Below are 25,897 nucleotides of genomic sequence, written 5' to 3' on the forward strand. Positions count from 1 at the left end.
CGTTTCGGGCAGTCAGTCGGCACGATGTGCGGGTGACCTACGGCTTCGATCTCCCGGCTGACCTGCACCGGCAACTGCGCGGAGAAGTGCCGGAGGCGGCGCTGCGCTGGGTAGAGGAACAGACCGGCCGCCGGGTGGTCACTGCCGAACCGCTGGACGGCGGGCAGTCGGCGGCGCTGCATCGGCTCACTGTTTCCGGGGCCGACGGCGAGGATGTTGATTCGCTGGTGTTGCAACGGTTCGTGCTCGACTGGATCGACGAGGAGCCGTGGGCGCCACGCAACGAGCTCCTCGCCTTCGAATTGCTGGAGAATTCGCCGGTGCCGGCGCCGCGAACGGTCGCGGCCGATCCGGACGGCCTGAACACCGGATCCCCGATGGTCTTGATGAGTGCGCTGCCCGGCGAGGTGATCTGGGATCCGCCGGAGCTCGACCGATGGCTGTCCGCGCTGCTGCAGACCATGATCACGATCCACCGCACGCCGAGACCTGCCACGATGCGGGACTGGTCGCCGTACCCGCCCGAGGAGGTGCCCCCGACCTGGACCCGACACCGCTGGGCTTGGGAGCGCGCGATCACCGCGTACGAGGGTGACCGGCCGCCATCGGAACGCGTCTTCCTGCATCGCGACTTTCATCCTGGCAACGTGTTGTGGCAGGACGGTTCGGTGTCCGGCGTGGTGGACTGGGTGTCGGCTTGCGCCGGCCCGCCCGAGGAGGATGTCGCCCTCTGCCGGATCGACCTGGCCCGCCGCCACGGCCAACCGGTGGCCGACCGCTTCCTTGACCTGTGGCTGCAAGCGACCGGCCGGCGCGAGTACGACCCGTACTGGGATCTGGTCACCGCCGTCTCGATGGGCGGCGATCCCCACCCGCGGCTGGACGAGTTCGTCCGATCCGCCGCCGCCCGCCTCTGACCGCGTCAGGTTTACAACATCTCTGCACCAGTGACGCCGCACTGCCCGAAATCCGCCAGCACACGCCAAGTGGCGCAGCATTTTTGTAATGCCGCCCCCAGATGACTCAATACCAGCCGAGGTTCAGCCCGGTCACGTGCAGCCAGGCGAACACCGTCGGGGCGCCGAGAATGACCAGCGGCAGCGCGATCAGCCCGAGGGCCAGCGCGTAGATGCCGGCACTGAGAAGTCGATGCGGCCGTGGCCGTTCCGCCAGCCGGGCGACCCGTACGGCGGTGCCGTAGCTGACGCCCATGGCGAACCCGGGCACCGGGGCTGCGGCCATCGCGACCAGGGCGCGGGCCAGCGGGATCGGTCCGGTGCGACGGCGGGCGGCGTCATCGGCGAGCAACTCCACCAGCAGCCGCGCCTCGTTCAGCGGGACCTCGCTGCGGACCGCGATCGGGAAGGCTCGGTGCAGTGCGGCGAAGGTGTCCAGCACCAGATCGTGCCGGGCGCGTACGTGGGCTTCCTCGTGGGCCAGCACGGCGGCGACCTCATCGGCGGCGAGCGTCTGCAGTGCGCCCTCGCTGAGCACGACCCGGGACTGCCGCACCGCCGGCAGACAATAGGCGACCGGCTCGGCAGCCGACATCACCCGCAGCCCCGGGCTGGCCACCACTCCGGGAAGTGCGGTCCGCCGCTCGATCTGGTCGAGCAGGTCGAGGGCGTGGCGATGCCGGGTCCGGCGGAGCCGGGACGTGCGGCCGACGATGAGCAACGACCAGATCAGCCGGAGCACCACGATCACCGTGAACAGCAGCACCGTGCCGTACACGATGATCTCGGCCAGCGGCGGTTCCGGCGTACGAAACAGGCCGAGGCTGAGCGCGAAACCGGCACCGACGACCGACAGCAACGCAGCCACCGAACCCGCCTGCCACAACGCAACCGCCGGCCGCGGCGCCCGGTGCAGGAAACGCCAGCGACCGACCCAGATCGAGCCGGGGCCGACCAGGATCACGGCCAGGATGCCGAGCGCAACACCAATCATGCCAACGCAGCCGGTCGGGTCAGTTCTTGGCGGAGTCGGCGGGTGCGGCGCCGGCCTCGAGTTTGGCCAGTGCCTCGCGCATGGTCGCCGCCTCGTCTGGCGTCACCTTGCCGACGAACGCGACCAACGCAGCGGTGCGATCCCGCTCGCTGCCGACCAACGCGTCGTGCATCACGTCGGCGACCATTTCCTCGCGGGTCTGCACGGCGGCGTAGAGGTAGGCGCGCCCGGAACTCTCCCGATGCACCAATCCCTTCTTCGCCAACCGGTCGAGGACCGTCATCACCGTCGTATATGCCAGGTCCCGCTCGCGCGTGAGCGCAGCGTGGACGTCACGGACCGAGCGCGGGCCGTCGGAACTCCACAGTTCCTCCATCACCCGGCGCTCCAGATCCCCCAGAGAACTAACCACGCCCGCATCCTAGCTCGCGTACTACCGTGATCAGTACTACATCGATTCGTACTACGGTTCGTAGTAGTTCTGCGTTACCGTCATGCACATGGACACGGAACTGCTGTCGCGAATCCAGTTCGGGACCACGACCGTCTATCACTTCTTCTTCGTCCCGGTCACGATCGGGATGGCCGGCCTGGTCGCCGGTTTCCAGACCGCCTGGGTACGCACCGGCAAGGACCGCTACCTTCGCCTCACCCGGCTGTACGGGAAGTTGTTCCTGATCAACTTCGCCATCGGAGTGGCCACCGGCATCGTGCAGGAATTCCAGTTCGGGATGAACTGGAGCCAGTTCTCCCGCTTCGTCGGCGACATCTTCGGCGCACCGCTGGCACTGGAGGGGTTGCTGGCGTTCTTCCTGGAGTCGACCTTCCTCGGCCTGTGGATCTTCGGTTGGGATCGGCTGCCGAAAAGGGTGCATCTGGCCTGCATCTGGATCGTCGCCGGCGCCACCGTGCTCAGCGCGACCTTCATCCTCGCGGCGAACTCGTTCATGCAGCATCCGGTCGGCTTCCAGCTCGTGAACGGACGTGCCGAACTGACCGACTTCGGCGCGGTGCTGACCAACCCGGTCTTGCTGGTCACGCTGCCGCATCAGATCTTCGCCTGCTACCTGGTCGGCGCCGGCATCGTCGTAGCCGTCGCCGCCTGGCACCTGACGCGGATCGCCCGCGCCGGCAAAGAACGTGAGCCTGTCGAACGGCCGGAGCAAGACATGATCACCGGCCCTTCGACAGGCTCAGGGATCGATGAGGAGCGGGCCACCTTCCGTACGGCGTTGCGGGTCGGGGCAGTCGCGTTGCTGGTCGCGGGTGCGGGCACGTTCATCTCCGGCGACCTGCAGGGCAAGGTGATGACCGACGTCCAGCCGATGAAGATGGCCGCGGCCGAGGCGCTCTACAACACCGAGAAGCCGGCCTCGTTCTCGATCTTGACCATCGGCACCCTGGACGGCAAGCACGAGGTCTGGTCGATCAAGATTCCTCGGCTGTTGTCCTTCCTGGCCGAGGAGAACTTCACCGCCGAGGTGCACGGCATCAACGACCTGCAGGCCCAGTACGAGCAGACCTACGGCCCGGGCGAGTACGCGCCGAACATCCCCACCACCTACTGGACCTTCCGGCTGATGATGGGGATGGGCATCGCGGCGTTCGGCGGCGGTGCGTTGATCTTGTGGCTGACCCGCAAGAACCGTGACCCGGTGACGACCGGCCTGTGGGGTCTGGTCTGGCGATTCGGCCCGATCCTGTTGCCCTTCCTGCCCATCCTCGGCAATTCGTTCGGCTGGATCTTCACCGAGACCGGGAGACAACCCTGGCTTGTGTTCGGCCTGCTGCCGACCAAGGCCGGGGTCTCACCGAACCTCAGTCCGACCGAGGTGTGGATCTCGCTGATCGTCTTCACCCTGCTCTACGGCATCCTCGCGGTGATCGAGCTCCGGCTGTTCACCCGCACCATCGGTCAAGGACTGCCCGTGCTGGATGCCGAGCCCGAAGACGAGGCAACCGACCGACCCCTCTCCTACGCCTTCTGAGGAGCTGATCATGGAACTCACCACGGTCTGGTTCGTCGCCCAGCTGATCTTGTGGCTCGGCTACTTCGTGCTCGAGGGGTTCGACTTCGGGGTCGGCATGCTGCTGCCGGTGATCGGCCGCCGGGAGGGCGATCGCAGAGCGATGCTGAGCACCATCGGGCCGATCTGGGACGGCAACGAGGTCTGGCTGATCGTTGCCGCCGGCGCGATGTTCGCCGCCTTCCCCGGCTGGTACGCAAGCACGTTCAGCGCCTTCTACCTGCTGCTGTTGATGATCCTGGTCGGTCTGATCGTCCGAGTGATCTCGTTCGAGTATCGCGAGCATCACGAGACCGTCCGCTGGCGGCGCGGCTGGGATGCCTGCCAGATCGTCGGGTCCACACTGCCGTCCTTCCTGTGGGGTTTGATCTTCGCCAACCTGGTCCGCGGGCTGCCGATCAACGCCGACCAGGACTTCACCGGAGGCTTCACCGACCTACTGAATCCCTTTGCCCTGCTGGGCGGAGCGGTGACACTGCTGCTCTTCCTCACCCACGGCGCGGTGTTCCTGGCGCTGAAGACGACCGGTGCACTGCGGCTGCGCGCCAAGCGGACGGCCAGCGTGATCGGCACGGTCACGGCCGCAGCGGCACTCAGCTTCGGTTGCTGGTTCAATTTCGGCGTCGTGACGATCAATCACGGTTGGGTGCTGCTGGCCTCGGTCATCTCGTTGGCCGGGCTGATCTTCGGACTCGGCATGCATCTGCGCAATCGTGACGGCTGGTCCTTTGCCGGCACCGCGGTCGCAGTGGCCGGCCTGGTGGTCTCCTTCTTCGCCTCGCTCTACCCGCGGCTCATCCCCAGCACCAGCAACCCCGCCTGGAGCCTGACCATCCACAACGCCTCGGCAAGCCACTACACGCTGACGATCATGAGTTGGTCCGCGCTGGTGCTGTTGCCGCTGGTGCTGGCCTACCAGGCGTGGACCTACTGGGTCTTCCGCAAGCGGATCACCGTCGCGATGGAGGAACCAGAGTCGGTAGCCGCCCAACCATCCGTGGTGCCGTGACGATGCCCAGTTTGATCACCGAGGGTGTGCGTACCGGCTCGAGTCCCGGTCCCTCGACAGGCTCAGGACACTTGAGCGCGGATCGCCGTTGCCAGCAAGGGCAACCTCTCGCCCGGGGTTCTGAGCTCGTCGAAGGACCAGGAACGCAAGCCAAGGCGATCCAGCACCACACCGGACCGAGTGCTCCTGGCGGAGCAGACCAAGATCAACATCGCGGGCCGGTTGATCCGCAGCTGCTCCGCCGGGCGGCAGCGGCGCGTCGGTTGCTGATCCTGCAGACGATCATCGGCACGGCGAGTTCGCTAACCGTTGTGCTGATTGCCTGGTTCATCGCGTACGGCGTCGGCAGCGCGTTCGACTCCGGCCGACCGCAGCCGCTGGTCGAGGTCGCGCCGTGGTTGGCGGCTGCCTTCGTGGCGCGTGGATTGCTGTCCTGGTTGAGCGATCTGGCGGCGGTGCGCGCGTCGATCGCGGTCAAGGCGCAGCTGCGTCGCGACGTGATGCAGGCGTATCTGGTCCCGTCGGCCGGGCAGCCCGATCACGGCACCGTGACAACGCTGATCAGCAGCGGCCTCGATGATCTTGACGGCTACTTCGCCAAGTACCTGCCGCAGCTGGTGCTGGCGGTCACGGTTCCGTTGGTGATCGGGATCGCGATCGCCGTTCAGGACTTGCTCAGTGCGGTGATCATCGCGGGGACCCTGCCGTTGATCCCGATCTTCATGATCTTGATCGGCTGGACCACGCAGAAGTTGACCGGTCGCCGCTGGCGGGTGCAGGCTCGGCTGGCCCACCACTTCGCCGATCTGATCGCCGGCCTGCCCACGCTGCGCGCCTTCGGTCGGGCCAAGGCTCAGGCCGAAGGTTTGCGCCGCTCGGGCGAGGCGAATCGGGTGGAGACGCTGGCGACCTTGCGGATTGCCCTGCTGTCGGCGCTGGTGCTGGAGCTGCTGGCCACTCTGTCGGTGGCCATCGTGGCGGTGGTGATCGGACTGCGGGTGATCAGCGGCTCGGTCGACCTGACTACGTCCCTGTTCGTGTTGATCTTGGCGCCGGAGGCGTATCTGCCGCTGCGCAAGGTCGGCAGCCACTACCACGACGCCGCCAACGGTGCTGCCGCCGCACGGGCGGCACTCGATCTGATCGACGCCGCGCCAGAGCCGTCGGTCGGCGAGGACGAACTTCCGGCTGGTCCGCTGACCGTGACCGTAGCCGGCGTAGGGTTCGCCTACCCCGGCGCGGCACCGGTGCTCGACAGTGTCGACCTGATTGCGCCGGCCCGCAGGCTGACCTGCTTGACCGGACCGAGTGGTGGCGGCAAGTCCACCCTGCTGTCGATGATCATGGGCTGGACCCGACCGGACGCCGGGCGGCTGATGATCAACGATCGCGATCTCGCCCGGATCCGGCCGGACGCACTCCGGAACGCGATCGCCTGGGTCGGGCAGAATCCCGCGCTGGTCACCGGCACCGTTGCCGACAACGTACGGATGGGTCGGCCGTCCGCATCGCTGGTGCAGGTCAAGCGGGCGATGGCCGCCGCGGGGGTTGATCTTGATCCGGATCGGAGGTTGCAACCTCCGGACGGCATGCTCTCCGCCGGCGAGCTGCGCCGGCTGGCGCTGGCCCGTGCGTGGCTGCGGGTGCGATACGGCGGAGCCCGGTTGATGATCTTGGACGAGCCGACCGCGGGACTGGACGAACAGACCGAACTCGACGCACTCGCCACCATTCGTCGGCTCGGCGTGACCGCGCTGGTGGTCTCGCACCGCCCGGCGGTGCTCGCCTCGGCCGACGAGGTCATCCAGCTCACCGGACCCGGAACCGGATCAGAACCTGGTCAGGGATCCACGTCTGGACAGGGATCCGCGACCGGCGACGGCTCCGGGGCGTTGCTCGCGTCCGGAACGGAGCGCCGTCGAGCATGATCGGCGAACCCGCCGCTGCCGTGCACGCCACCTCCCACCGGGGTGTCGCCGAACCCCGTCCGGAGCAGCGAATTCGCCTGCTGGGCAAGGATTCCGGCTGGCCGATGATTCGCCCGATCCTGCTCGGCGCACTGGCGCAACTGTCCGCGGTCGGGCTGATGGCGCTGTCCGGCTGGCTGCTGTCCCGGGCGGCGCAGCATCCCCCGGTGCTCTACCTGATGTCGGCCATCGTTGCCGTGCGAGCGCTCGGCATCGGTCGCGGCGTATTCCGCTATCGGGAACGAATCGCCGGCCATGATGTCGCGTTGCGCTGGCAGGCGAAGTTGCGGCTGCGAGTGTTCGAGCGTCTCGCCGACGGACGGCCGCTGCGCCGTGGCGGTGACCTGCTGGCACGGGTGCTGGCCGACGTCGACGCGGTCCAGGATCTCGTCGTACGGGTTATGGTCCCGGTGGCGTCCACGGCCATCGTGATCATCGCGGCGTCAGCGGCGATCACGTTCATCTCCTGGCCGGCCGGCGTGCTGCTGCTGGTCGGTTCGGTGTTGTCCGGGGTGCTGGTGCCACTGCTGATCGCGCGCGGGTCAGCGGCCGCGACCGCATCGATGGCACCGCTGCGCGCCGAACTGGCCGATCAGGTGGACGAGGTCGCCCGGGCACGGCAGGGCCTGGTGGCCAACGGCGCCGACGCGGCGGCTCTCGGTCGGCTGAGCACGGTCAGTAGGAGGCTGGCTGCGGCCGAGCGGCGTGCCGCGTACTGGTCCGGGCTCGCGGGCGGCCTGCAATGGTCGATCACCGGGCTGGTGATCGTCGGCTCGCTGCTGATCGGCGGCAGCGCTGTTGTTGATCATGGCCTGGACCCGGTGTATCTCGCCGTGTTTGCGTTGACGCCGCTGGCTCTGCACGAGGTCGTCGCCCAGCTGCCAGTGACGGCGCAGACCTGGCTGCGGACCCGTACCTCATTGCACCGGGTTGCAGCGCTGCTGTCTCGTCCGCTGACTCGATCGACAGGAACGCGTACGGCGACGGCCGCCGACAGCGAGATCGCCTTGCAGGTAAAGGATCTCACGGTCGGCTGGCCCGGAACAGCTGCGGTGGTGGCGGGGTTCGAGCTCACGCTACGGCGTGGCGAGCGCGTCGCCCTGATCGGTCCGAGCGGTCGCGGCAAGTCCACCATCGCCCAGACGATCATGGGATTCCTGCCGCCGGTCGCCGGTTCGATTCTCGTGCCGCACCGGCTCGGATATCTGGCTCAGGACGCGCACCTCTTCGACACCACGGTGGCCGAGAACGTACGGATCGGCGCCAAGGACGCATCCGATGCCGAGGTCCGGGCAGCCCTGACGAGCGTCGGACTCGATTTTGATCTTGATCGCCAGGTCGGTGAGTACGGCGCCGCGATCTCGGGCGGCGAGGCTCGGCGGCTGGCGCTGGCCCGGCTCGAGGTGTCCCGCTCGTGCGCCGGCGACTTCGATCTGTTGATCATGGACGAGCCGACCGAACATCTCGATCGCAACAACGCCGAAGCGATCACCGAGTTGGTCATGACCGTGCCTGCGCGAACGGCGGTGCTGGTGATCACCCACGATCCGCGGTTGATGAGTTGCTGCGATCGCGTGGTTCACCTCTGACCTCTTGGGCACGCTCGCTCGGTACGCCGTTGTGCAACTGCTGGGTTGCACTTCTCGCGATTATGTGCAACCCTAGAATTGCAGTTACTCATCGAGGAGGAAGCATGAACAACGCAGTGCAGGAAGCCACCGAGATCGATCCGCTGGATCGGATCGAGAAGAACATCAAGATCAACGCCGGCCCGGAGAAGGTGTTCGAGATCGTGTCCCGGCCGGGTTGGTGGATCAACGACGGCACCGAGATCGATCCCGAACCGGACCTGCGCCAAGAGGGCGACGTCACCGTGGTGAGCAGTCCGAAGCTCGGCGAGTACCGGATGCAGACCGTCGCGTCCGACCCACCTCACTACGTCGCCATCCGCTGGCACCATCAACTGCCGGACGACGGCATCAAGCGGTCGACGCTGGTGGAGTTCCGACTCGAACCGCAGCCCGACGGCGTCCTACTGAGCGTGGTCGAGAGCGGATTCAGCAAGCTGCAGAAGCCGCGCGAGGACTGGCTCGCCGATCGGGCCGGCAACACCGAGGGTTGGGAGCTGGAGCTGGGTCTGGTTCGTGCCCTCGTCGAGGCGTCGTGACCCACGCCTTGACCGACGTGTTCGCTGCTCTGGCCGACGACACCCGTTGGGCGATCCTGAGCAGGCTGGGCGAGGGGCCGGCGTCCGCGTCGGCCCTCGCTCGGGAGTTCCCGGTCAGCCGGCAGGCGATCGTCCGGCACCTGGACGTGCTGCAGGCGGTCGGTCTGGTCGAGGCCGAGCAGCGGGGCCGTGAGGTGATCCACCGCGCGCTCGGTGGCCGGCTCGACGAGCTGGCCCGCGACCTGGAGCAGATCGCCCGCACCTGGGACCGCCGGCTGGCCAGGATCAAGGAGCTGGCCGAAGATCAGACCTGACCGGGTTCGATCAGTCGCGGGCGGTCAACACCAGCGGTTCGCCGTCGGTGATCACCACGGTGTGCTCGGCATGGGCGCCCCGTGAACCGTCGACGCTGCGCAGGGTCCAGCCGTCGCGATCGGTGTAGATCTGGTCGGTGGTGTGCAGGAACCAGGGTTCGATCGCCAGCACCAGACCCGGCCGCAACCGCAGACCCTTGCCACGGCGGCCGTTGTTGGGCAGGTGCGGATCGCCGTGCATGGTGTGCCCGACGCCGTGTCCGCCGAACTCCAGATTGACCTGCAGCCGATGCTGCTTGGCGACGGCGCCGATCGCCGCGGAGATGTCGCCGAGCTTGTTGCCCGGTCGGGCCTGGGCGATGCCGGCCCGCAGCGCGTCGTTGGTGATCTCGATCAGCCGCTGGTCCTGTGGCCGCGGTTCACCGACGATCACGGTCAGCGCCGAGTCCGACACCCAGCCGTCCACCGAGGCGGCGAAGTCGAAGCTGACCAGGTCACCGTCGGCCAGGTCGTAGTCGTACGGCAGTCCGTGCAGCACCGCGTCGTTGACCGACGTACACAGCACCTTGCCGAACGGCATCGCACCGAACGACGGGTGGTAGTCGATGTAGCAGGACTCGGCGCCGCGGTCCTTGATCATCTCGTGCGCCAGCGCGTCCAGATCGAGCAGATTGCTGCCCACCTTGGCTTCTTTGGCCAGCGCCGTCAGTACGTCGGCGACGAAGCGTCCCGCCGGACGCATCTCCTCGACCTCTTCGGGCGTGCGGTACTCGATCACCCGTGCACCCTACCCCCACGGCGTCGGCTGGCGATGCTCGGCGCTGAGCGGTAAGAACGTCGGAGCAGATGGCCCGAAACCCCCGATCTGGCGGGTTCAAAGCCATCTGCTCCGACGTTCTTACCTCGCTCGCGCAGCACTCAGGGAATCAGCGACACCTTGATCGACTTGGTGCCGTCCGAGACCAGGTCGAGCCCGGCCTGGAACTCGGCCAGCGGCAGCTGGTGGGTGCAGATCTCGTCCATCGGCAGGATGCCCGACTCGAGCAGCTTGATCGCGGCCGGCCAGCAGTACGGGCCGAGGTGGGCGCCGAGCACGTTCAGCTCCTTGTCGTCGGAGATGATCGACCAGTCCACGGTGACGTCGGAGCCGAACACGCTGTACTCGACGTAGGTGCCGAGCTTGCGCAGCAGGTTCAGGCCCTGCGGCACGGCCGACGGATGCCCGGTGCCCTCAATGTAGACGTCGGCGCCGTAGCCGTCGGTCAGGTCCTTGATCGCTTGTACGACGTCGACCTCGGCGATGTTGAGGGCCAGGTCGGCGCCACACTTCTTGGCCAGCTCAAGCTTGTTCGGCGCGACGTCGAGGGCGATCACTCGCAGCGGGTTCTTCGCCTTCGCCCCGGCGATCATGCCGAGTCCGATCGGGCCCGCGCCGGCGATCACCACGGTGTCCTCGAACTTGATTCCTCCCCGCTCGACCGCGTGCAGTGAACAGGACAGCGGCTCGACGAAGGCGGCGTGGGCCGGCGGCAGGTCCTTGCTGATCTTGTGCACGAGGGCGTCGGTGGAGTAGATCATGTACTCCGCCATCGCGCCCGGATTCCTGCGCTTGAAGCCGTGCATGTCGTGCGGCCCGCACATCCAGTACTCACCGCGTACGCAGTAGCGGCACTTCCAGCACGGCACGATCTGCTCGGCGGTGACCCGGTCACCGACCTCGACCCCACGCTTGTTGCGGGCTTGATCATCCAGCTGGACGACGGTGCCGACGAACTCGTGCCCGGGCACCACCTCGGTCTCGGCCCAGGCCGGCCGGTTCTCGTCGCCCCAGAATTTCGCCGCGCCGTGGTAGCACTTCAGGTCGCTGGCGCAGATGCCGACGGCCTCGACCTTGACCAGGATCTCGCCCGGGCCGGGCCTCGGTACGGCGATCTCCTCCAGCGAATAGTTCTCGGGTCCGTGACAGATGACGGCCTTCATCCGATCCGGAATGACGTCGACCATGTGGCTTCTCCTCCTCGCGCTGACGCTGCCTGTCACCGTAGAAGGTCGCGCGCACACCACGCCACCCGGTCACCCTTCGATGCGGATGATCCAGTCCGGCTCGGCCGCCAACGCGCCGTGTACGAGTGCGGTGTAGTCAGCCGCCAGACCGGCGGTGATCGGGCCCGGCCGATGTCCGAAAGTACGGGTCCGGCCGGCGTCGGTGACGATCGTGCGGACCGGTGCGACGCCGGCTGCGGTACCGCAGGCGAACACCTCGCTGATCATGCCGTCCGGGTCGAGCACCTCGTCCAGCGCGATCGGCGCTTCCCGCACCGCGATCCCCCGGCGCTGGGCCAAGTTGATCACCGTGGCGCGGGTGTGGCCGGGCAGGATGGTGCCGGTCAACGGTGGCGTGATCAACTCTGCGGAAGCCCCGGATCCCTGCACCACAAAGCAATTCATCGCCCCGAACTCTTCCAGGAAGCGGTGTTCGACGGCGTCCAGCCAAAGCACCTCGTCGCAGCCGCGGGACATCGCCTCGGTCTTGGCCGCCATCGCGCCGGCGTAGTTGCCGGCGCATTTCACATCGCCGGTGCCGCCGAGCGCGGCCCGGATGTGGCTGCGCTGGGCGTACGCGTCGATCATGGTCCGGCCGCTGGCGAAGAAGCTGTCCACCGGCGAGGCCAGCACCAGGAAGCGAAACTCGGTCGACGGCCGCACTGCCAGCGACGGCTCGTCGGCGAACATCACCGGCCGGATGTATATCGCACTGCCGGGCGAGCTCGGCACCTCGGCGGCGTCGGCGCTGATCAGCCGGGTCACCGCGTCGACGAACAGGCCCGGCGGCAACGGCGGCATCCCCATCCGGGTCGCACTACGGTCGAATCGGGTCGCGCAGTCGGCCGCTCGGAAGATCAACACTGTCCGCTGATCGGCCCGGAAAGCCTTCAGGCCTTCGAAAATCGCCTGTCCGTAGTGCATCACCATTGCCGCCGGTGACATCCGCAGATCGTCGAAGTCGAGCAGCTCGGTTCCCGACCAGACACCGTCGGCGTAGCGGGCGCTGATCACGTGCCGGCTGAACAAGGCGCCGAAGCCGAGCCGCCGTTCACCGTGCTCCGGTTCGGTGGTCTCCGGCGTGCGTGCTTCCTCGGTCTGGCTCATTTTCAGCACGTTACGCCGCGGGTTCGGCCGTGGCGTCATCAGCTGCGGTAGACGATCACCTTGTCGCCGACCTGCGCCTGGCTGAACAGGCTCTGGATGCCGGTCAGGTCTCGTACGTTGACACAGCCGTGGGATGCGCCGGCGTACCCGCGGGCGGCGAAGTCGGAGGAGTAGTGCACCGCCTGGCCGCCGGAGAAGAACATCGAGTACGGCATCTTCGAGTGGTAGATGGTCGAAGTCCAGTCCTTGGCCTTCCAGCCGACGCTGAACGCACCCTCGCGGGTCGGCGAGGTGTCGGCCCCGAACCGGACGTCGAAACGCAATTGAGGCTTGCCGTCGATCACCCAGACGAGCTGGTTCCTGGTCTTGTCGATGCACATCGCCCGACCGGTCAGGCAGCGTTGATCAAGTTCGCTCGTGCTGCCGCCGGATTGGGTCCTCGGATCGTTGCCGGACAGCTCGTCCTTGGTCGGTTCCTTCGTCATGCCGACCAGCCGATCCCAGGTCTTCTGGTCGACGTCACCGGTGGCCGGCAGGCGGCGCTTGTCCTGGAATCCCTTCACTGCTTGCGATGTGACTGACCCGTAGTAGCCGGTGATCTTCTCACTGAACCAGTCCAGCTGGGCCAGTCGTGCCTGCAGTTGTTTGATCTTGGTGCCGTTGTCGCCCTGTTTCATGATCGCCGGGCCGGCCGGTTCGATGTTGTACAGCTCGTTGTGACTGGGTTGCTGGGTCATCGCGGTCAGCTTGGCCCAGGTGACCTCGTCCACAACTCCCGTGGGGGACAAATCACGCTTGTCCTGGAACCCCTTCACCGCGGTCGCGGTCTGCGCACCGTAGTGCGGGGTGACGTCGCCGGAATACCAACCGACCTGCTTCAGCCGGGCCTGCAGTTCCCGGATCTGCTGCCCGTCGTCGCCGGTCCGGTAGATGATCTTGGCCGGCGCCGTGGTCTTCTTCGCGGCCGGTTTGTCCGTGTGCTTGCTGGACGGCTTGGTGGACGTCGTGGACTTGGGCTTCGCGGCCGGTTCGGCGGCCGAGGTCGTGGCTGTCGCCTTGGTCGAGGACGGGCTGCTGCTCGGTGCGGCACTGATGCCCGGAGGGCTGCTGCTGGCCGATGCCACCGGTTTGCCGGAGGAGGCTCCGGCTCCCGGCTTGGCCATGTCGGCCGGCAGCTGTCCGCAGCCGACCAGCACGACCGCGGCCAGGGCTCCGGTGATCGAGGTCACCGCGGCGGTCCGGATCGACCGCGGGCCCGTGCCGGACTTCGTGGTGAGTGCGGAATGCTGGGTGGCGCGGCGGCTCGTCCGCGGCCGGTTGTCGGCCACATCGACTCCTTGCGGGTGCTGGGGAACGCATCCGTCGTACGGTTTCGGGCGCGGCCCGGACACGTACGACGGCCTCAACCTACGGGCCAACCTGCCGGTGCGGCGCCACCGACACCAGCCCGTGCGTCGATCCGTTATCTGCTCGCAACCATCCGCTACTCGGCGCCACGAGCCTTCCCGCGCACCGTCGGTCCTCCCGCGCACGTTCCTACCTGCGCCGCAGCGTCGCCGGTGCGCGGGAGCGAGGGTGGCGAGCCGGTACGTTGGCGGGGTGCGGATCTGTGTCTTCTGCGGCTCGTCGACCGGCCGGATCCCGGCGTATGCACAGGCGGCCGCCGGGCTGGGTCGACTGTTGGCCGAGCGCGGCATCGGATTGGTCTACGGCGGCGCCACGGTCGGCACCATGGGCGTGATGGCCGACGCCGCGTTGGCCGCCGGCGGACAGGTGTACGGGGTGATCCCGGGGCAGCTGGTCGATCGGGAGATCGCCCACCGCAGCCTGACCGAGCTGTACGAGGTCGCCGACATGCATCAGCGCAAGGCAAAGATGGCCGAGCTGGCCGACGCGTTCATCGCTCTCCCCGGCGGCGCCGGCACGCTGGAGGAGCTCTTCGAGGTGTGGACCTGGGCCCAGCTCGGGCTGCACAACAAACCGATCGGGCTGCTCGACGTGGCCGGTTACTTCCAGCTGATGACGCCGCTGCTCGATCACATGGTGGCCGAGGGGTTCCTCAAGCCGCAATATCGCGAAGCGTTGCAGATCGATGCCGACCCAGAGTTGCTGTTGAAGCGACTGGCCGCGGTCGAACCGCCGCCGCCGAAATGGTCGGGCGCCGCAGCGTCGGCCGGCGACAAGGAACGCTGACCCCCGGCGAAGCTGATCATGAATTACGCCCTGGAGGACCAGAATCGGCGGATGCTGCGGGCCCGGGACGCGATGGATCGGACCTTCGCCGAGCAGCTCGACATCCCTGCCCTGGCAGGGATCGCGCATGTCTCCGAAGCGCACTTCATCCGTACGTTCTCGGCGACGTTCGGCGAAACACCGCATCGCTATCTGCAACGGCGTCGGGTCGAACGGGCGATGTTTCTGCTCCGCAACACCGACCTGTCGGTGACCGAGATCTGCTACCGAGTCGGTTTCTCCAGTCTGGGCACCTTCAGCCGGACCTTCACCGCGATCGTCGGCGAGCCTCCGTCCAGACATCGCGGCCGCGGCCCGATCCCGCCGATCCCCGGCTGCTTCGTGATGTCCTGGACCCGCCCCACCCGGCCGACTTGTCAGTAGCTGGTGTGGTTTGAGGAGCGTGCTGAACAATCCGCTCTGCTGCGCGACGAGCGCCTTGTTCAGCACCCTCCTAGCCAAACCACCGACTGACAAGTCGGCTGGAAGTGAGCAGTTTTGGATAAGCAGCGGCGGTCGGTCGAGCCCTAGATTCGACCTCATGTTGAACTCAGTGAGTCAGTCCCAGATCTTCGTCCTCGACCAGGACGAGGCCCTCGATTTCTACACCAACAAGCTCGGCCTGGAGGTCGGCACCGACTTCGACCTCGGCTTCATGCGCTGGCTGACCGTCCAGGTGCCCGGGCATCCGGAACGGCAGATCCTGCTGGAACGTCCCGGAGCCCCGGCGATGGACGAAGCCACCGCCGCGCAGGTACGAGACCTGCTCACCAAGGGAGTGATGGGCGGCTGGTTGATCTTCACCACCGACGACGCCTACGCCTGCTACGAGGACCTGAAGGCCAAGGGAGTCGAGCTCACCGACGGTCCGACCGAGCAGCCGTACGGGGTGGACTTCGGCCTGCGCGACCCGTTCGGCAACCGGATCCGGATCGGCACGATCAAGGTCTGGGCCAACGACCTGCCCGCTGACGCGTTTTCCCAGAACGCGAACTGACCTCGGCGAGTCCACCCGCCTCACAACGTCGGAGCGCGATCGGTGGGGTCGGAACTCCTCGCGCTCGGACCGCATGACAAGATCCCTGCACCAGTGACCTCGAACCGCCCGATCTCGGGCAGTCTGTGCTCACTGGCGCAGCATTCTTGTAATCCCAGCAGAGGGCGCCTTACGCGTGGCCATAGCTCCTGGGATTCGAGCCGGGCGGTCACCCGCGTCCACCGACACGGCGGGTGCCGGCTCACTCGGAGTTGATCATGCTGGTCCGCAGCCGGTGGTTGCCGAGCACCACCGGCGCGGCGGCGGCACAGATCCCGGCGGTGACCAGGAGGGCGCTGCCGGCGCCGAGCCGGGCGGCGATCAGGCCGTAGGCCAGGTTCATGATCACCATCGGCACCGCCTGCACGATGCCGAACAGGGATTGGAATCTGGCCGTCAACTCCGGCGGCGTCCAGACCAGGAACAGCGGGATCAGGTGACCGGTGAAGGTCGCCGTGCCGATGCCCATCAGCACCGACCCGGACACCGCGCACGGCAGCGTCGGCGCGACCGCGATCATGATCGCCCCGACTGCGGCGGCCAACGGCCCGATCATGATCATCCTCCGGCCCGGCGGTAGGCGCCCCAGCGGGCCATGATCACCGTCACCAGCAGCGAGCCGACGATCCAGGCACTCTCGATCCAACCGGCGGCGCGGACACCCCGGCCTTGTTCGCGGACCAGCAGCGGCACTCCGAGATAGATCACCGGCAGGACGCCGCCGGCCACCAGGGCCAGCGAGCCGAGCGCGGCGGGCATTCCGGCAGTCCGCCCGGCCTGCCGCAGGCCGTCCAGCACCTGACCGGCGGTGCCCTTGACCGCGGGGTGCTCACCCGAATCGGCGGCAAGCCGGATCGGCGGCCGGACCACGAGCAGCGCGACCATGATCACCAGGTAGCTGATCAGGTTTGCGCCCAGCGCACCGATCAGGCCGGCGGCCACCACCACCAGCGCACCCAGCCCCGGGCCGACGAGTCGCGCCACCTGCTGCACACCGCCGACCCGGGCCATCACCTTCGGCAGTCGCTCGGCCGGCACGAAGAGACGGACGAATCCGCCGGCCGCCGGCAGGTAGAAGGCGGAGATCGCACCGCCGAGCACGGACAGCCCGATGATCACCGGCAGTGTCGACTCGGTGCCGATCAAGATCGAAAGCGAGCTGATCAAGATCGTCGTCATGCACGCATCGCAGATGATCATGATCCGGCGGATCCCGTGCCGATCGGCGATCGCGCCGCCCAGCAACATCAGGATCGCCCGCGGCAGTGCACCGAGGGTCGCCACCAGACCGGCGATGCGAGCGCCGAACCCGGTCGCCTCCCAGTTGACGGCGAAGGCCAGCATGGTGCTGCCGAGGCCGGCCAGCGTGCTCGCGCCGACGTAGAGCCCGAAGCCGGCCGACCCGGACCGCCAACCCGCCCGGACGGCGTACTGCTGTCCGGTCATGATCAACTCGGCGTGCCCGCACCCGGGTCAGGCGACGAGTCACGGGTCGGATCGCCGGGTGCATCACCGGTGCCATCCAGCCGACGCGGCATCACCAGGGTGCTGAAACTGCCCTGATCGGCCGACCGCACCACGGCCGCCCGCCCGGGCGCGCCCTCGATCAGCACGTCCGGGCCGACGCTGCTCTGCAGCGCCGAAGCCAACAGGGCGGGCGAGAACGCCATCGGGTGCAAGGGGCCGGAGCAGTAGGCGGGCAACGTCCGGGTCTCCGGATCGTTCAGCCGTCCGATCCGAAGTTGATCTTGTTCCGGTTGGAGCACGACGGTGCTGGTCTGATCGGCCGCGATCAACGTCAGCAGGCGGACGCGATCGGTGATCACCCGGCTCCTGACGGCCTCCTCCGCCGTTCCGGTCAGCACCCGACGGTAGTCCGGGAAACGATCGTGGACGACGGCCACCTCGACCCGTTCCGGCTCTTGAAGTTGATCATGGTCGCTGATCATCAACGATCCGGCCCGACCGGTCAGCCGGACCCGGCGACGACGCATCAGCCAGTCGACGACGTCGGTCAGCGCCGCGGCGGGCACGGGCATCCGGCGAGGCGCCCCTTCCAGCTCGCTCAGCGGCAGGGTTCGAGCGGCCATCCGATAGCGGTCGGTCGCGGCCAGCGTCAATTCACCCTCACTCGCGTCGACCAACACACAGTCCAACGCCGCCTCGTCATGATCGGCGGCGGCGAACGGCGCCACCTGCCGGATCGCCCCGGCCAACTCGACCGCACCGACCACGAATGTCGTCGCCGAATCCGCCGCCTCGATCCCACGGCCGCGCAGGGCGCCGACGATCTCGTCCACCGCGGCCCGTGCGCGGTCGGCCCGTTCGGTCAGCCGTTCTGCGTGCGTACGCAGCAAGGCCTCGGCCTGGTCGGGCTCGGCCTCCAAGACCGCCCGCATGGTGGTCAGCGGCACGTCCAGTTCGCGCATCTGCCGGACCAGGACTGCCTGCTGGCGTTGGCCGTCGTCGTAGTAGCGGTAGCCGGTCCGGCCGTCCACGGTGGCCGGCGCGAGCAGCCCGGCGTCGTCGTAGAACCGCAGCGCGCTCGGCGTCAGCCCGACCGATCGGGCGAAGGCGCCGATGGTCAGCAGCGAGGTCTGGGTCACAAGATCATCCTGCGGCTTCGAGTTGGTCGAAGGTCAAGCGCCGCCGGGGTCCGCCCCGTACGCCGATAGCCGCACCAGTTACCGCAAGCCGCACCGGTTGCAACCGGTGCGGCTTGCGGTAAGTAGTGCGGCTGTGGGATTGGGGACTGGGTCGGGTCAGTCCTGACTGCTGCCCAGGGCTGCGGCCAGGTTGGGAGTCTTCAACGATCCGATCCCGGTGATGTCGTCATAACCGGTCCGGGTCTTCAGGGTGCCGCCCTGGTTCAGGGTGACCAGATAGAGGTTGCCCGACTTGGCACTGGTGTAGCTCAGTGCCTGCGGGGCGGCCGGAGTGACGATGTCGTGGAACGCGCCCGGATGTGCCTTCGCCTGCTGGTAGAGCGCCGGATTCGCGAAGCCGAGCTGCTGTCCGGTCCTCTGCTGGGTGATCGCCATCTTGGCCGCGACGATCGGGCTGGCCAGACTCGTACCACCCCAGGTCTGATACTCGAGGTCACCGGTGGCCAGCGTGCTGTCGTCGGTGATCGGCCGGATCGCGATCTGGAATCCGGTGTACGGATCGGCCAGGTCGGCCACGTCCGGGATCACCCGGGACGCCTTGTTTCCCTTACCTGACAGGGATGTCGGCACCACGCCCCGCTGATACTCGGGCTCGGCGATCACCGTACTGACGCCGCCGCCGGCACCGCCGCCGTAGGTGTCACCGGGCAGCGGCGAGCTGTATTTGCCGTTCACCACCTTGTCCAGCTGGTCACCCCAGCCGACCTCGGACTTGTAACCGCCGCGGGCGTTGATCGCCTCGCTGGTGCCGCCGACCGCGGTCACGTACGGCGAGGTGGCCGGCCAGTTCGCGGCGGGGTAACCAAGATCAACAGTGTCGTCACCGTCGTCGCCGCTGGAGAAGTAGAGACCGATGCCGGTGCCGGCAGCCTGGATGTGGATGTTCTGCTGGCCGCGGATGACGTCGTTGCCGACCGCCTCGCCGGTGTAGCCGTAGCTGTTGCTGACCAGGTCGGCCCGGCCGTGATCGAGGATCGCCGACAGGGCGATGTCCATCCCGCCGCCGCAGTTGAAGGCGCCGGAGTAGAGGATGTGAGCGTCCGGCGCGACCGAATGTGCCGACTGGACGTCGATGGTCTCCTCGGTCTGCCACCCGGACGGATAGCCGCAGAGCGCCTCGTCGGAGAAGTCGGCCGGCTTGGCACCGATCTGGGTGAACCGGCTCATCAGCGGTTCGTAGACCGCGCGCATGTAGTCGTTGGTGTCCTGCACGATCGTCGGTGAGGCGTACGCGTCCACGATGCCGACGGTGACGCCGCTGCCGTCATAGCCGGAGTTGATCAGTCGGTCCACGTTGCCGGCCGACCGCAGTTGGCTGGGCAGGTAGCCGCAGACGAAGGTCGGGAACTTGGTCCTGCCGTACGCGCTCGGCATCGTGGCCTTGTACTCGCCGTAGTAGGTCGAGCACTGGCTGGTGGTGGCGGCCTGGCTGCGCGGTGTCGCCTTGGCCGCGCCGCTGGTGGTCGCGCCGGAGCCCTGGACCCCGGTGCTGGAACGCTGGGCACCCGGTACGCCCTCGCCCTGGCGGACGCTGGAGGGCCGAGTCAGCTTGCTGCGCGCGTTGCCGAGACTGATGCCGAGCACCTTGCCGGCGACCGAAACGGGCAGCGTCGGCGCCTTGCTCGGTGCCGAGACGGTGGTGCCGTCGATCCGGTAGTTGTGCAGTGCCGTGCCGAAGGCGGCGTCGACCTCGTCGGCCGGGCCGCGGAAGACCACGTACTCGCGGCTCGCCGGGATCGCTGTGATGGTCATCCCGCTCTGCTTCAGATACTTCTTCACCGAGGCCAGGTCGGCCTTGGTCGGCGCGAACCGCTTGATCCACTGCGCCGGCGTCAGGTATTTGCCGTAGCTGGCGTTACCGGGCGTAGAGACCGCGGTAGCCAACCGCTGGGCGCCCACCTCGTCCTGCAGGTCGAGGTAGACCTCGCCTTCGACGGTGGTGTCGCTGCTGGCTCCGACGTCGTTGGCGGCGGAGACGAAGGCCGGCACGGAGCCGGGGAAGGACCGGCGAGCTCCTGGGTCGGCAGACGAGGTGGTGCTGGCGAGTCCGACCATCGCGACGCTGAGCGTCGTCATGCCTGCGATGGTCAGTCCGCGCTTCAACCGGGGGGAACGGCTGCGCATGATTTCCTTCCTGGTCCGGGTGGCTGGCGATCCGCTGGATTGCGGCCGATGGCCAGCAACTTAGGGACCTGAGCCGTTGCGTGGCGCAACCGGCAGTCGATTCGTACGCGACACGCTGACCGTTGCTGAGAATCTCTCAGGAACGGTACGAGGGTCTCCGAACCGACGCCACCGCGAGCATTGACAAACCGCGGCTGCAGTGATCGTCGGCCACTCCCCGCGGACGACCCAAACCCGCGTTGTCACGACTTCCGGCAGACGAACCGACACCCCCGGCCGCCCGAACCCGCGTTGTCGCGACTTTGAGCGGTGTCCTGGCCGCGGTCGAACGCCCGAACTCGTGTTGTCGCGACTTCCGGCGGTCGGTCCGGGCGGGGCAGGAGCTTGACTGCTGGGTGGGACTTTGGACCTAGAGTCGGCGGCATGGGGCAGGATCTGGACGGCACGGCAGCTCGGCAGCCCACCACCGCAGACCTGCGGGACCTTGCCGCCGGTCTGCCGGTCGAGCCGGTGCCGGCGGACTGCGAGCTCGCACGCCGGGCGGTCGGGCACTACTTCGCCGAACTCGACCGGCGATTCGAAGCCGGATTCGCCGCCGCCGAACAGTCGGCGCACGACGCCGAGGCGATGAGCCCGCCGGACGGCATCTTCCTCGTCGTGGTCGACGACGTTGAACCTGTCGCGTGCGGTGGACTGCAGACGATCGGACCCGGAATCGCCGAGATCAAACGGATGTGGGTGCACCCGGAATGGCGCGGTGCCGGCCTGGGGAGACGACTGCTGGCGGCGCTGGAACTGCGGGCGGTCGAACTCGGCCGGGACCGGATCCGGCTGGACACCAACGACACGCTGACCGAGGCGATCGCCATGTATCAGCGGGCCGGCTACCGGAAGGTCGATCGCTACAACGACAACCCGTACGCCCGGCTCTGGTTCGAGAAGGAACTCCGGCAGGAGTCGATCAGCGATCCAGTTGATCCATGATCAACTCGGCGGACGCGCACATGCCCGCGGCATTGGGATGGAAGCGGCTGCCGTCGTCGGCCGGCGGCCGGAAGCCGTTCACCCACGGTTCGGTGCTGCCGATGGCGTGATCACGACTGGGCTCGGACACCACCACGAGCTCGGCGCCGGACTGCTCGGCCGCGGCGGCGAACACGCCGACCAGTTGCTCGCCGATCCGATGCAGGAACCGCAACTCGTCCGGCTCGACCGGCAGCTGTGGCCCGACCACGGTGTCGGGACCGATCAAGATCGGATAATCCACCAACATGATCCGCGCTGCCGGCGCACGCTTCCGGGCGGCATCGACGACGCGCTCGAGACCGGCGATCGCGTTGTCGACGTCGGCTTCGGACGGCGGCTCGGCGGTCGAGCGTGGCAGTCGGCGCAGCACCGGTCCGAGCAGCCGGTTGCTCCGCAGCCGGCCGGCCGCAGACAGCCGCATCATCGAGCCGATGTAACCAAGATCATTTCCGCCGGCGGTGATCATGATCAACTCTGCGTCCGCCGGCAGCTCCGACAGCTGCGGCGGGTACTTCTTGATCAACATCCGCTGCGGGCTGTCCAGCAACGTCTCGGTGGTGGCGCCGGAGACGCTCAGGTCGACCAACTCGGTACCCAATCGACGGGCGACCAGCTGACCGTAGTTGTTGGCCGATCGTCCGGCCCACCGATCGCGGACCGGTGCGATGCCCGGCCCGGCGGCGAAGGAACTGCCCAGCAGGACCACCCGGTTGACGTCGCTCACGCCACCATCATGGTCGTCGGGTGACGATGTGGGACGCCAACCCGCTGGGATCGCCGGAGCTCGGCCATCCAGGTCGCACCGCGCTCCTTCGACAACCCGGCGGGCACTGTCGGTGCCGGGTGACAGGATGCCGGCATGCGGTATTCGATCAACATCCCCAACTTCGGCAACTTCGCCGACGCACGCGCCGTGCAGCGGGTTGCGGTCGCGGCCGAGCAGGCCGGCTGGGACGGCGTGTTCGTCTGGGACCACGTCGTGCACAACAAGGTGCAGCGTCGAGGCCAGCCGTTCGGCGATCCGTGGATGCTGCTGACCGCGGCAGCGCTGGCCACCAGCAAGATCAAACTCGGCACGTTGCTGACGCCGGTGGCTCGTCGCCGACCCGAGCAGCTGGCCCGTCAGGTGGCCACGCTGGACGCGATCAGCGCAGGCCGGGTGATCTTCGGCGCCGGTCTGGGCGCCCCGATCGAGGACGAGTTCGGCAGCTTCGGCGACACAACCGACGGCCGGGTGCTGGCGGAGCGGCTGGACGAGGGGCTGGAGCTGCTGGCTCGTTACTGGACCGGGCTGCGCGTTGATCATGACGGTCGGCATTATCGGGTACGGGAGGTGACGTTGCTGCCACCGACGGTGCAGCAGCCGCGGCCACCGATCTGGATCGGCGGCTATTGGCCGAACCGGCCGCCGATGCGGCGAGCTGCCCGCTGGGACGGCGTGGTGCCGTTGTTCGCCAGTGCCCAGCATGGCCAGGTCCCGGCGCTGGACGAGGTTCGTTCCATGATCAACTTCGTCCGGGAGCAGCGTGGCAACGTTCCCGACCCGTACGACATCGTGGTCGGCGGCACCACCGATCCCGGCTCCGCGGCCGAGATCATCGGCCCGTTCGCAGACTCCGGCGTCACCTGGTGGGACGAGCGGATGGTCCAGTCCGAGGACGGCTTCGACCGCCTCGCCCCGGTGCTGCGCCGGATCGACCAAGGCCCGCCAAACCTCTGAAACCCAACAACACAAGGGCCCCGAGCTTGCCGAGGTATCCCTGAGCTTGTCGAAGGGGCCTGAGCTAGTCGAAGAGCGCAAACTCGACCACCGCGACTATCCGCGACCCGCCAACAACTCGGCCAGCAAGATCGGCCGACGACCGGTGATCCGCTCGACGTCCGAGCTGACCGCCGCCAGCTCGCCGGCGGCGATCGCGGTGTAGGTGGACACCCAGGCGTCGTACTGCCAATCCGGTGCCGGCCAGCGTTTCCGCGAGGCGTAGGCCTCGGCCACGGTCTCGTCGTGGAAGCGCACCGGTCGTCCGGTCTGCTCGCCGATCGCTGCGGCGATCTCGGCCATGGTCAGCGCCTGCGGCCCGGTGAGGTCGTAGCTGACGTTGCGGTGTGCGGCCGGATCGGCCAGCACCTCGGTTGCCACCCCGGCAACGTCCGCGCGGGCGATCGCGGCCAGCCGACCGTCGCCGGCCGGTCCGCGGATCACCCCGTCCTCGCCGGCGAAACTCGGCAGCAGGTCGAGGTAGAAGTTGTCCCGCAGGAAGGTGTGGGTCAGACCGCGGGACCGGATGTGTTCCTCGGTGGCGTAGTGATCACGTCCGAAGGTGAAGGTGCAGTCGGCCGCCGCGCCGTAGAAGGAGGTGTAGATCAGCTGTTCGACACCCGCCTCGGACGCGGCGTCGATGAACGTACGGTGCTGATCCAGTCGGTCCGGCGCCTCGGTCGCCGACACCATGAACAGCACCCGCACACCATCGAGCGAGCGCAGCGCCAACGCCCGATCCGCGTACGAGGTCGGCACCGCCACCGCCCCATCCACCCTCGGCGCTCGGTCCGGCGTCCGGACCAGCAGCCGTTGCGCGATCCCGCGCTCGGCCAACCCGAGCGCAACCAGCCCGCCGACCGCCCCGGTCGAACCCGTGACCCCGATCTCCGGCAACGAACTCATCACCCTCCTCGCCCCGATCATGATCATCATCGAACCGGGCAGTCAACAGCAAGCCAGCATCCAGGTCCTGAGCCTGTTCGAAGGACCAGAAACTCAACCCCGCGGGCCCTGAGCAAAGCGCAAGGGCCAGAAACTCAACCCAGGGTCCTGAGCGAGGTGCAAAGGGCCAGAAACTCAACCCAGGGTCCTGAGCGAGGCGCAAGGGCCAGAAACTCAACCCAGCGTCCCGAGCACGCCGAAGGATTTCCAACCTCCGCCACTCTTCCTTCTGCTTCTCGTCGTCAAGCCACCGCCCAAGATCACTTACTGGCATTGGTGGGCTCCCGGTCTCAGCAACTGAGCACGTGCGAGTTCACGGGATAGCAGGAGCATGCGCACCCATAGAGGCGCGTCAGCGGTCCGAACCTCATGCAATCGGAGGGGCTGCGGTCGGTTCACGGCCCTCGCGAGGCCGAGCTCCGAGAGACAGCCGAGCGGGTGCCAGTTTTCCGGATTCCAGGAGTCTGCGCACCCATAAACGCGTCCGAGTGGACCGAACCTCCTGAAATCCCGAGGACTGAAGGCGATCGACGCCCTCGACAGGTTGAGGAGCCCTTCGACAGGCTCAGGGACCGGTTTCAAGGAAGTGCCGACGCTACGGTTGCCGGCCGATGATCAAGATCATTTCCCTACTCGGCCGGGTGCCGAAGCCGGCTCATCGGGAGGCCCGACCGGCCCGTGCGGACCAGCGGCCGTCGTGACGGCTGACCCGGATGTCGTGCTGGAAGGCGGCGGTGACGTTCTCGGTGTTGATCACTGCATCCGCCGGACCCTGGGCGACGACCGAACCGTCGGCGATCAGCAGCGCATGGGTGGTGCTGATCGGCAACTCCTCCAGGTGGTGGGTCACCAGCACCCAGGCCAACTCCGGCGCGATCACATCCAGCTCGTCGACGGTCTCCAGCAGTTGCTCGCGGGCGGCCACGTCCAGCCCGGTCGACGGTTCGTCGAGCAGCAGCAGCGCCGGATTATGGACCAGCGCGCGGGCGATCAGGGTCCGGCCGCGTTCGCCCTGAGACAGGGTCGGCCAGCGTTCATCGGCCATTCTGTCCAACCGCAGGGTGAACAGCAGCTTGGCCACCCGGTCGAGTTGTTCCTCGGTCGGCTGCCAACGCAGCGGCGTCTCGATGGTGCCGGTGAATCCGGTCAGCACGACCTCGCGTACGGTCAGCGGGCTGCGCAGCGGATGGCGCGGATTGACGTGCCCGATCCGGCGCCGAAGCGCCTGCAGCTCGACGCGGCCGAGCCGCCGGCCGAGCACGTCGACGGTGCCGGTGGTCGGGTGGGTGACCGCGCCGCAGAAGCCGAGGATGGTGCTCTTGCCGGCGCCGTTGGGACCGAGCAGGGCCCAGTGCTCACCGGCCCGGACGGTGAACGAGATCCCGTGCAGGATCTCCTTCTCGTTGCGCCGGAACGTGACCCGGTCGAGGTCGAGTACGGCGTCGGGTCGCGGCTGCTGGCCCTCCGACTCGGCGATGCGCACGCAGCTACTCCTTCCCCGACGACTCACCCAGCAGCCTGACGA

General features: G+C 67.7%; 25 protein-coding genes. 12 read left to right on the forward strand and 13 right to left on the reverse strand.

Annotated features, from left to right (window positions below; all coding sequences use genetic code 11):
• Positions 1–32 precede the first annotated feature (32 nt).
• Complete coding sequence (locus FOE78_RS00990) at positions 33–917, forward strand: phosphotransferase family protein (protein ID WP_143984668.1); 885 nt, start codon at positions 33–35, stop codon at positions 915–917.
• A 106-nt stretch (positions 918–1,023) separates the two neighbouring features.
• On the opposite strand, the gene FOE78_RS00995 is transcribed toward FOE78_RS00990, so the two are convergent.
• Both FOE78_RS00995 and FOE78_RS01000 read right to left on the reverse strand, forming a co-directional pair.
• The gene (locus tag FOE78_RS00995; protein WP_143984669.1) at positions 1,024–1,950 is read right to left on the reverse strand and encodes a M56 family metallopeptidase; all 927 of its coding nucleotides are present in this window, start codon (positions 1,948–1,950) and stop codon (positions 1,024–1,026) included.
• Between the two features lie 19 nt (positions 1,951–1,969).
• Complete coding sequence (locus FOE78_RS01000; RefSeq protein ID WP_228265986.1) at positions 1,970–2,362, reverse strand: BlaI/MecI/CopY family transcriptional regulator; 393 nt, start codon at positions 2,360–2,362, stop codon at positions 1,970–1,972.
• An 88-nt stretch (positions 2,363–2,450) separates the two neighbouring features.
• On the opposite strand from FOE78_RS01000, the gene FOE78_RS01005 reads away from it, so the two are divergent.
• The 6 genes from FOE78_RS01005 to FOE78_RS01030 all read left to right on the forward strand — a co-directional run bounded on the left by FOE78_RS01005 (position 2,451) and on the right by FOE78_RS01030 (position 9,434).
• Entirely contained in the window at positions 2,451–3,938 is a 1,488-nt protein-coding gene (locus FOE78_RS01005) for a cytochrome ubiquinol oxidase subunit I (RefSeq protein WP_143984670.1), read from the forward strand.
• Positions 3,939–3,948: 10 nt separating this feature from the next.
• Positions 3,949–4,986, forward strand: a complete 1,038-nt coding sequence (gene cydB / locus FOE78_RS01010) for a cytochrome d ubiquinol oxidase subunit II (RefSeq protein WP_143984671.1) — start codon at positions 3,949–3,951, stop codon at positions 4,984–4,986.
• 263 nt (positions 4,987–5,249) lie between these two features.
• Positions 5,250–6,914, forward strand: coding sequence for a thiol reductant ABC exporter subunit CydD (cydD, locus tag FOE78_RS01015; RefSeq protein ID WP_228265987.1), 1,665 nt, complete (start codon positions 5,250–5,252; stop codon positions 6,912–6,914).
• Positions 6,911–8,542 (forward strand): thiol reductant ABC exporter subunit CydC, encoded by a 1,632-nt coding sequence (gene cydC, locus FOE78_RS01020; RefSeq protein ID WP_143984672.1) that lies wholly within the window; start codon positions 6,911–6,913, stop codon positions 8,540–8,542. The genes cydD and cydC overlap by 4 nt, the downstream gene beginning before the upstream one ends.
• A 104-nt stretch (positions 8,543–8,646) precedes the next feature.
• Entirely contained in the window at positions 8,647–9,120 is a 474-nt protein-coding gene (locus FOE78_RS01025; protein ID WP_143984673.1) for an SRPBCC domain-containing protein, read from the forward strand.
• Positions 9,117–9,434, forward strand: a complete 318-nt coding sequence (locus FOE78_RS01030) for an ArsR/SmtB family transcription factor (RefSeq protein ID WP_143984674.1) — start codon at positions 9,117–9,119, stop codon at positions 9,432–9,434. Before FOE78_RS01025 ends, FOE78_RS01030 begins: the two co-directional genes overlap by 4 nt.
• A gap of 10 nt (positions 9,435–9,444) precedes the next feature.
• On the opposite strand, the gene map is transcribed toward FOE78_RS01030, so the two are convergent.
• The 4 genes from map to FOE78_RS01050 form a co-directional block, all read right to left on the reverse strand.
• On the reverse strand, positions 9,445–10,212 hold the full coding sequence (gene map, locus FOE78_RS01035; RefSeq protein ID WP_143984675.1) for a type I methionyl aminopeptidase: 768 nt from the start codon (positions 10,210–10,212) through the stop codon (positions 9,445–9,447).
• Positions 10,213–10,352: 140 nt separating this feature from the next.
• Complete coding sequence (locus FOE78_RS01040; RefSeq protein ID WP_143984676.1) at positions 10,353–11,438, reverse strand: zinc-binding dehydrogenase; 1,086 nt, start codon at positions 11,436–11,438, stop codon at positions 10,353–10,355.
• Positions 11,439–11,507: 69 nt separating this feature from the next.
• Positions 11,508–12,584, reverse strand: a complete 1,077-nt coding sequence (locus tag FOE78_RS01045) for a branched-chain amino acid aminotransferase (RefSeq protein WP_168207304.1) — start codon at positions 12,582–12,584, stop codon at positions 11,508–11,510.
• 38 nt (positions 12,585–12,622) lie between these two features.
• The gene (locus FOE78_RS01050; RefSeq protein ID WP_228265988.1) at positions 12,623–13,912 is read right to left on the reverse strand and encodes a L,D-transpeptidase family protein; all 1,290 of its coding nucleotides are present in this window, start codon (positions 13,910–13,912) and stop codon (positions 12,623–12,625) included.
• A 271-nt stretch (positions 13,913–14,183) separates the two neighbouring features.
• Between FOE78_RS01050 and FOE78_RS23925 the strand changes: the two genes are divergently transcribed.
• From FOE78_RS23925 to FOE78_RS01065, 3 genes are all read left to right on the forward strand, one after another.
• Complete coding sequence (locus tag FOE78_RS23925; RefSeq protein WP_228265989.1) at positions 14,184–14,777, forward strand: LOG family protein; 594 nt, start codon at positions 14,184–14,186, stop codon at positions 14,775–14,777.
• A gap of 18 nt (positions 14,778–14,795) precedes the next feature.
• On the forward strand, positions 14,796–15,200 hold the full coding sequence (locus FOE78_RS01060; RefSeq protein ID WP_143984679.1) for a helix-turn-helix domain-containing protein: 405 nt from the start codon (positions 14,796–14,798) through the stop codon (positions 15,198–15,200).
• Between the two features lie 157 nt (positions 15,201–15,357).
• Positions 15,358–15,813, forward strand: a complete 456-nt coding sequence (locus tag FOE78_RS01065) for a VOC family protein (protein WP_143984680.1) — start codon at positions 15,358–15,360, stop codon at positions 15,811–15,813.
• A 241-nt stretch (positions 15,814–16,054) separates the two neighbouring features.
• On the opposite strand, the gene FOE78_RS01070 is transcribed toward FOE78_RS01065, so the two are convergent.
• The 4 genes from FOE78_RS01070 to FOE78_RS01085 all read right to left on the reverse strand — a co-directional run bounded on the left by FOE78_RS01070 (position 16,055) and on the right by FOE78_RS01085 (position 20,642).
• The gene (locus FOE78_RS01070; protein WP_143984681.1) at positions 16,055–16,408 is read right to left on the reverse strand and encodes an MFS transporter; all 354 of its coding nucleotides are present in this window, start codon (positions 16,406–16,408) and stop codon (positions 16,055–16,057) included.
• Between the two features lie 2 nt (positions 16,409–16,410).
• Positions 16,411–17,298, reverse strand: coding sequence for an MFS transporter (locus FOE78_RS01075; protein WP_143984682.1), 888 nt, complete (start codon positions 17,296–17,298; stop codon positions 16,411–16,413).
• Positions 17,299–17,300: 2 nt separating this feature from the next.
• Positions 17,301–18,458 carry a DNA polymerase III subunit beta family protein gene (locus FOE78_RS01080; protein WP_143984683.1) on the reverse strand — a complete coding sequence of 386 codons (1,158 nt, stop codon included), beginning with the start codon at positions 18,456–18,458 and terminating at the stop codon, positions 17,301–17,303.
• 156 nt (positions 18,459–18,614) lie between these two features.
• Entirely contained in the window at positions 18,615–20,642 is a 2,028-nt protein-coding gene (locus FOE78_RS01085; protein ID WP_210414753.1) for a S53 family peptidase, read from the reverse strand.
• A gap of 423 nt (positions 20,643–21,065) precedes the next feature.
• Between FOE78_RS01085 and FOE78_RS01090 the strand changes: the two genes are divergently transcribed.
• Complete coding sequence (locus FOE78_RS01090; protein WP_143984684.1) at positions 21,066–21,626, forward strand: GNAT family N-acetyltransferase; 561 nt, start codon at positions 21,066–21,068, stop codon at positions 21,624–21,626.
• Here FOE78_RS01090 and FOE78_RS01095 read toward each other — a convergent pair.
• On the reverse strand, positions 21,604–22,392 hold the full coding sequence (locus FOE78_RS01095) for an SGNH/GDSL hydrolase family protein (protein ID WP_143984685.1): 789 nt from the start codon (positions 22,390–22,392) through the stop codon (positions 21,604–21,606). The two genes, FOE78_RS01090 and FOE78_RS01095, sit on opposite strands and share 23 nt — an antisense overlap.
• 135 nt (positions 22,393–22,527) lie before the next feature.
• Here FOE78_RS01095 and FOE78_RS01100 point away from each other — a divergent pair, with 135 nt between their 5' ends.
• Positions 22,528–23,388: an LLM class flavin-dependent oxidoreductase gene (locus FOE78_RS01100; protein WP_143984686.1), complete on the forward strand. Its 861-nt coding sequence runs from the start codon at positions 22,528–22,530 to the stop codon at positions 23,386–23,388.
• 96 nt (positions 23,389–23,484) lie between these two features.
• Here FOE78_RS01100 and FOE78_RS01105 read toward each other — a convergent pair whose 3' ends face one another.
• Positions 23,485–24,333 carry an SDR family oxidoreductase gene (locus tag FOE78_RS01105; RefSeq protein ID WP_210414754.1) on the reverse strand — a complete coding sequence of 283 codons (849 nt, stop codon included), beginning with the start codon at positions 24,331–24,333 and terminating at the stop codon, positions 23,485–23,487.
• A gap of 694 nt (positions 24,334–25,027) precedes the next feature.
• Positions 25,028–25,855, reverse strand: coding sequence for an ABC transporter ATP-binding protein (locus FOE78_RS01110; RefSeq protein ID WP_228265990.1), 828 nt, complete (start codon positions 25,853–25,855; stop codon positions 25,028–25,030).
• Positions 25,856–25,897: the final 42 nt, after the last annotated feature.

Source organism: Microlunatus elymi (genome assembly GCF_007362775.1).
In the GTDB taxonomy this organism is placed as follows: domain Bacteria; phylum Actinomycetota; class Actinomycetes; order Propionibacteriales; family Propionibacteriaceae; genus Microlunatus; species Microlunatus elymi.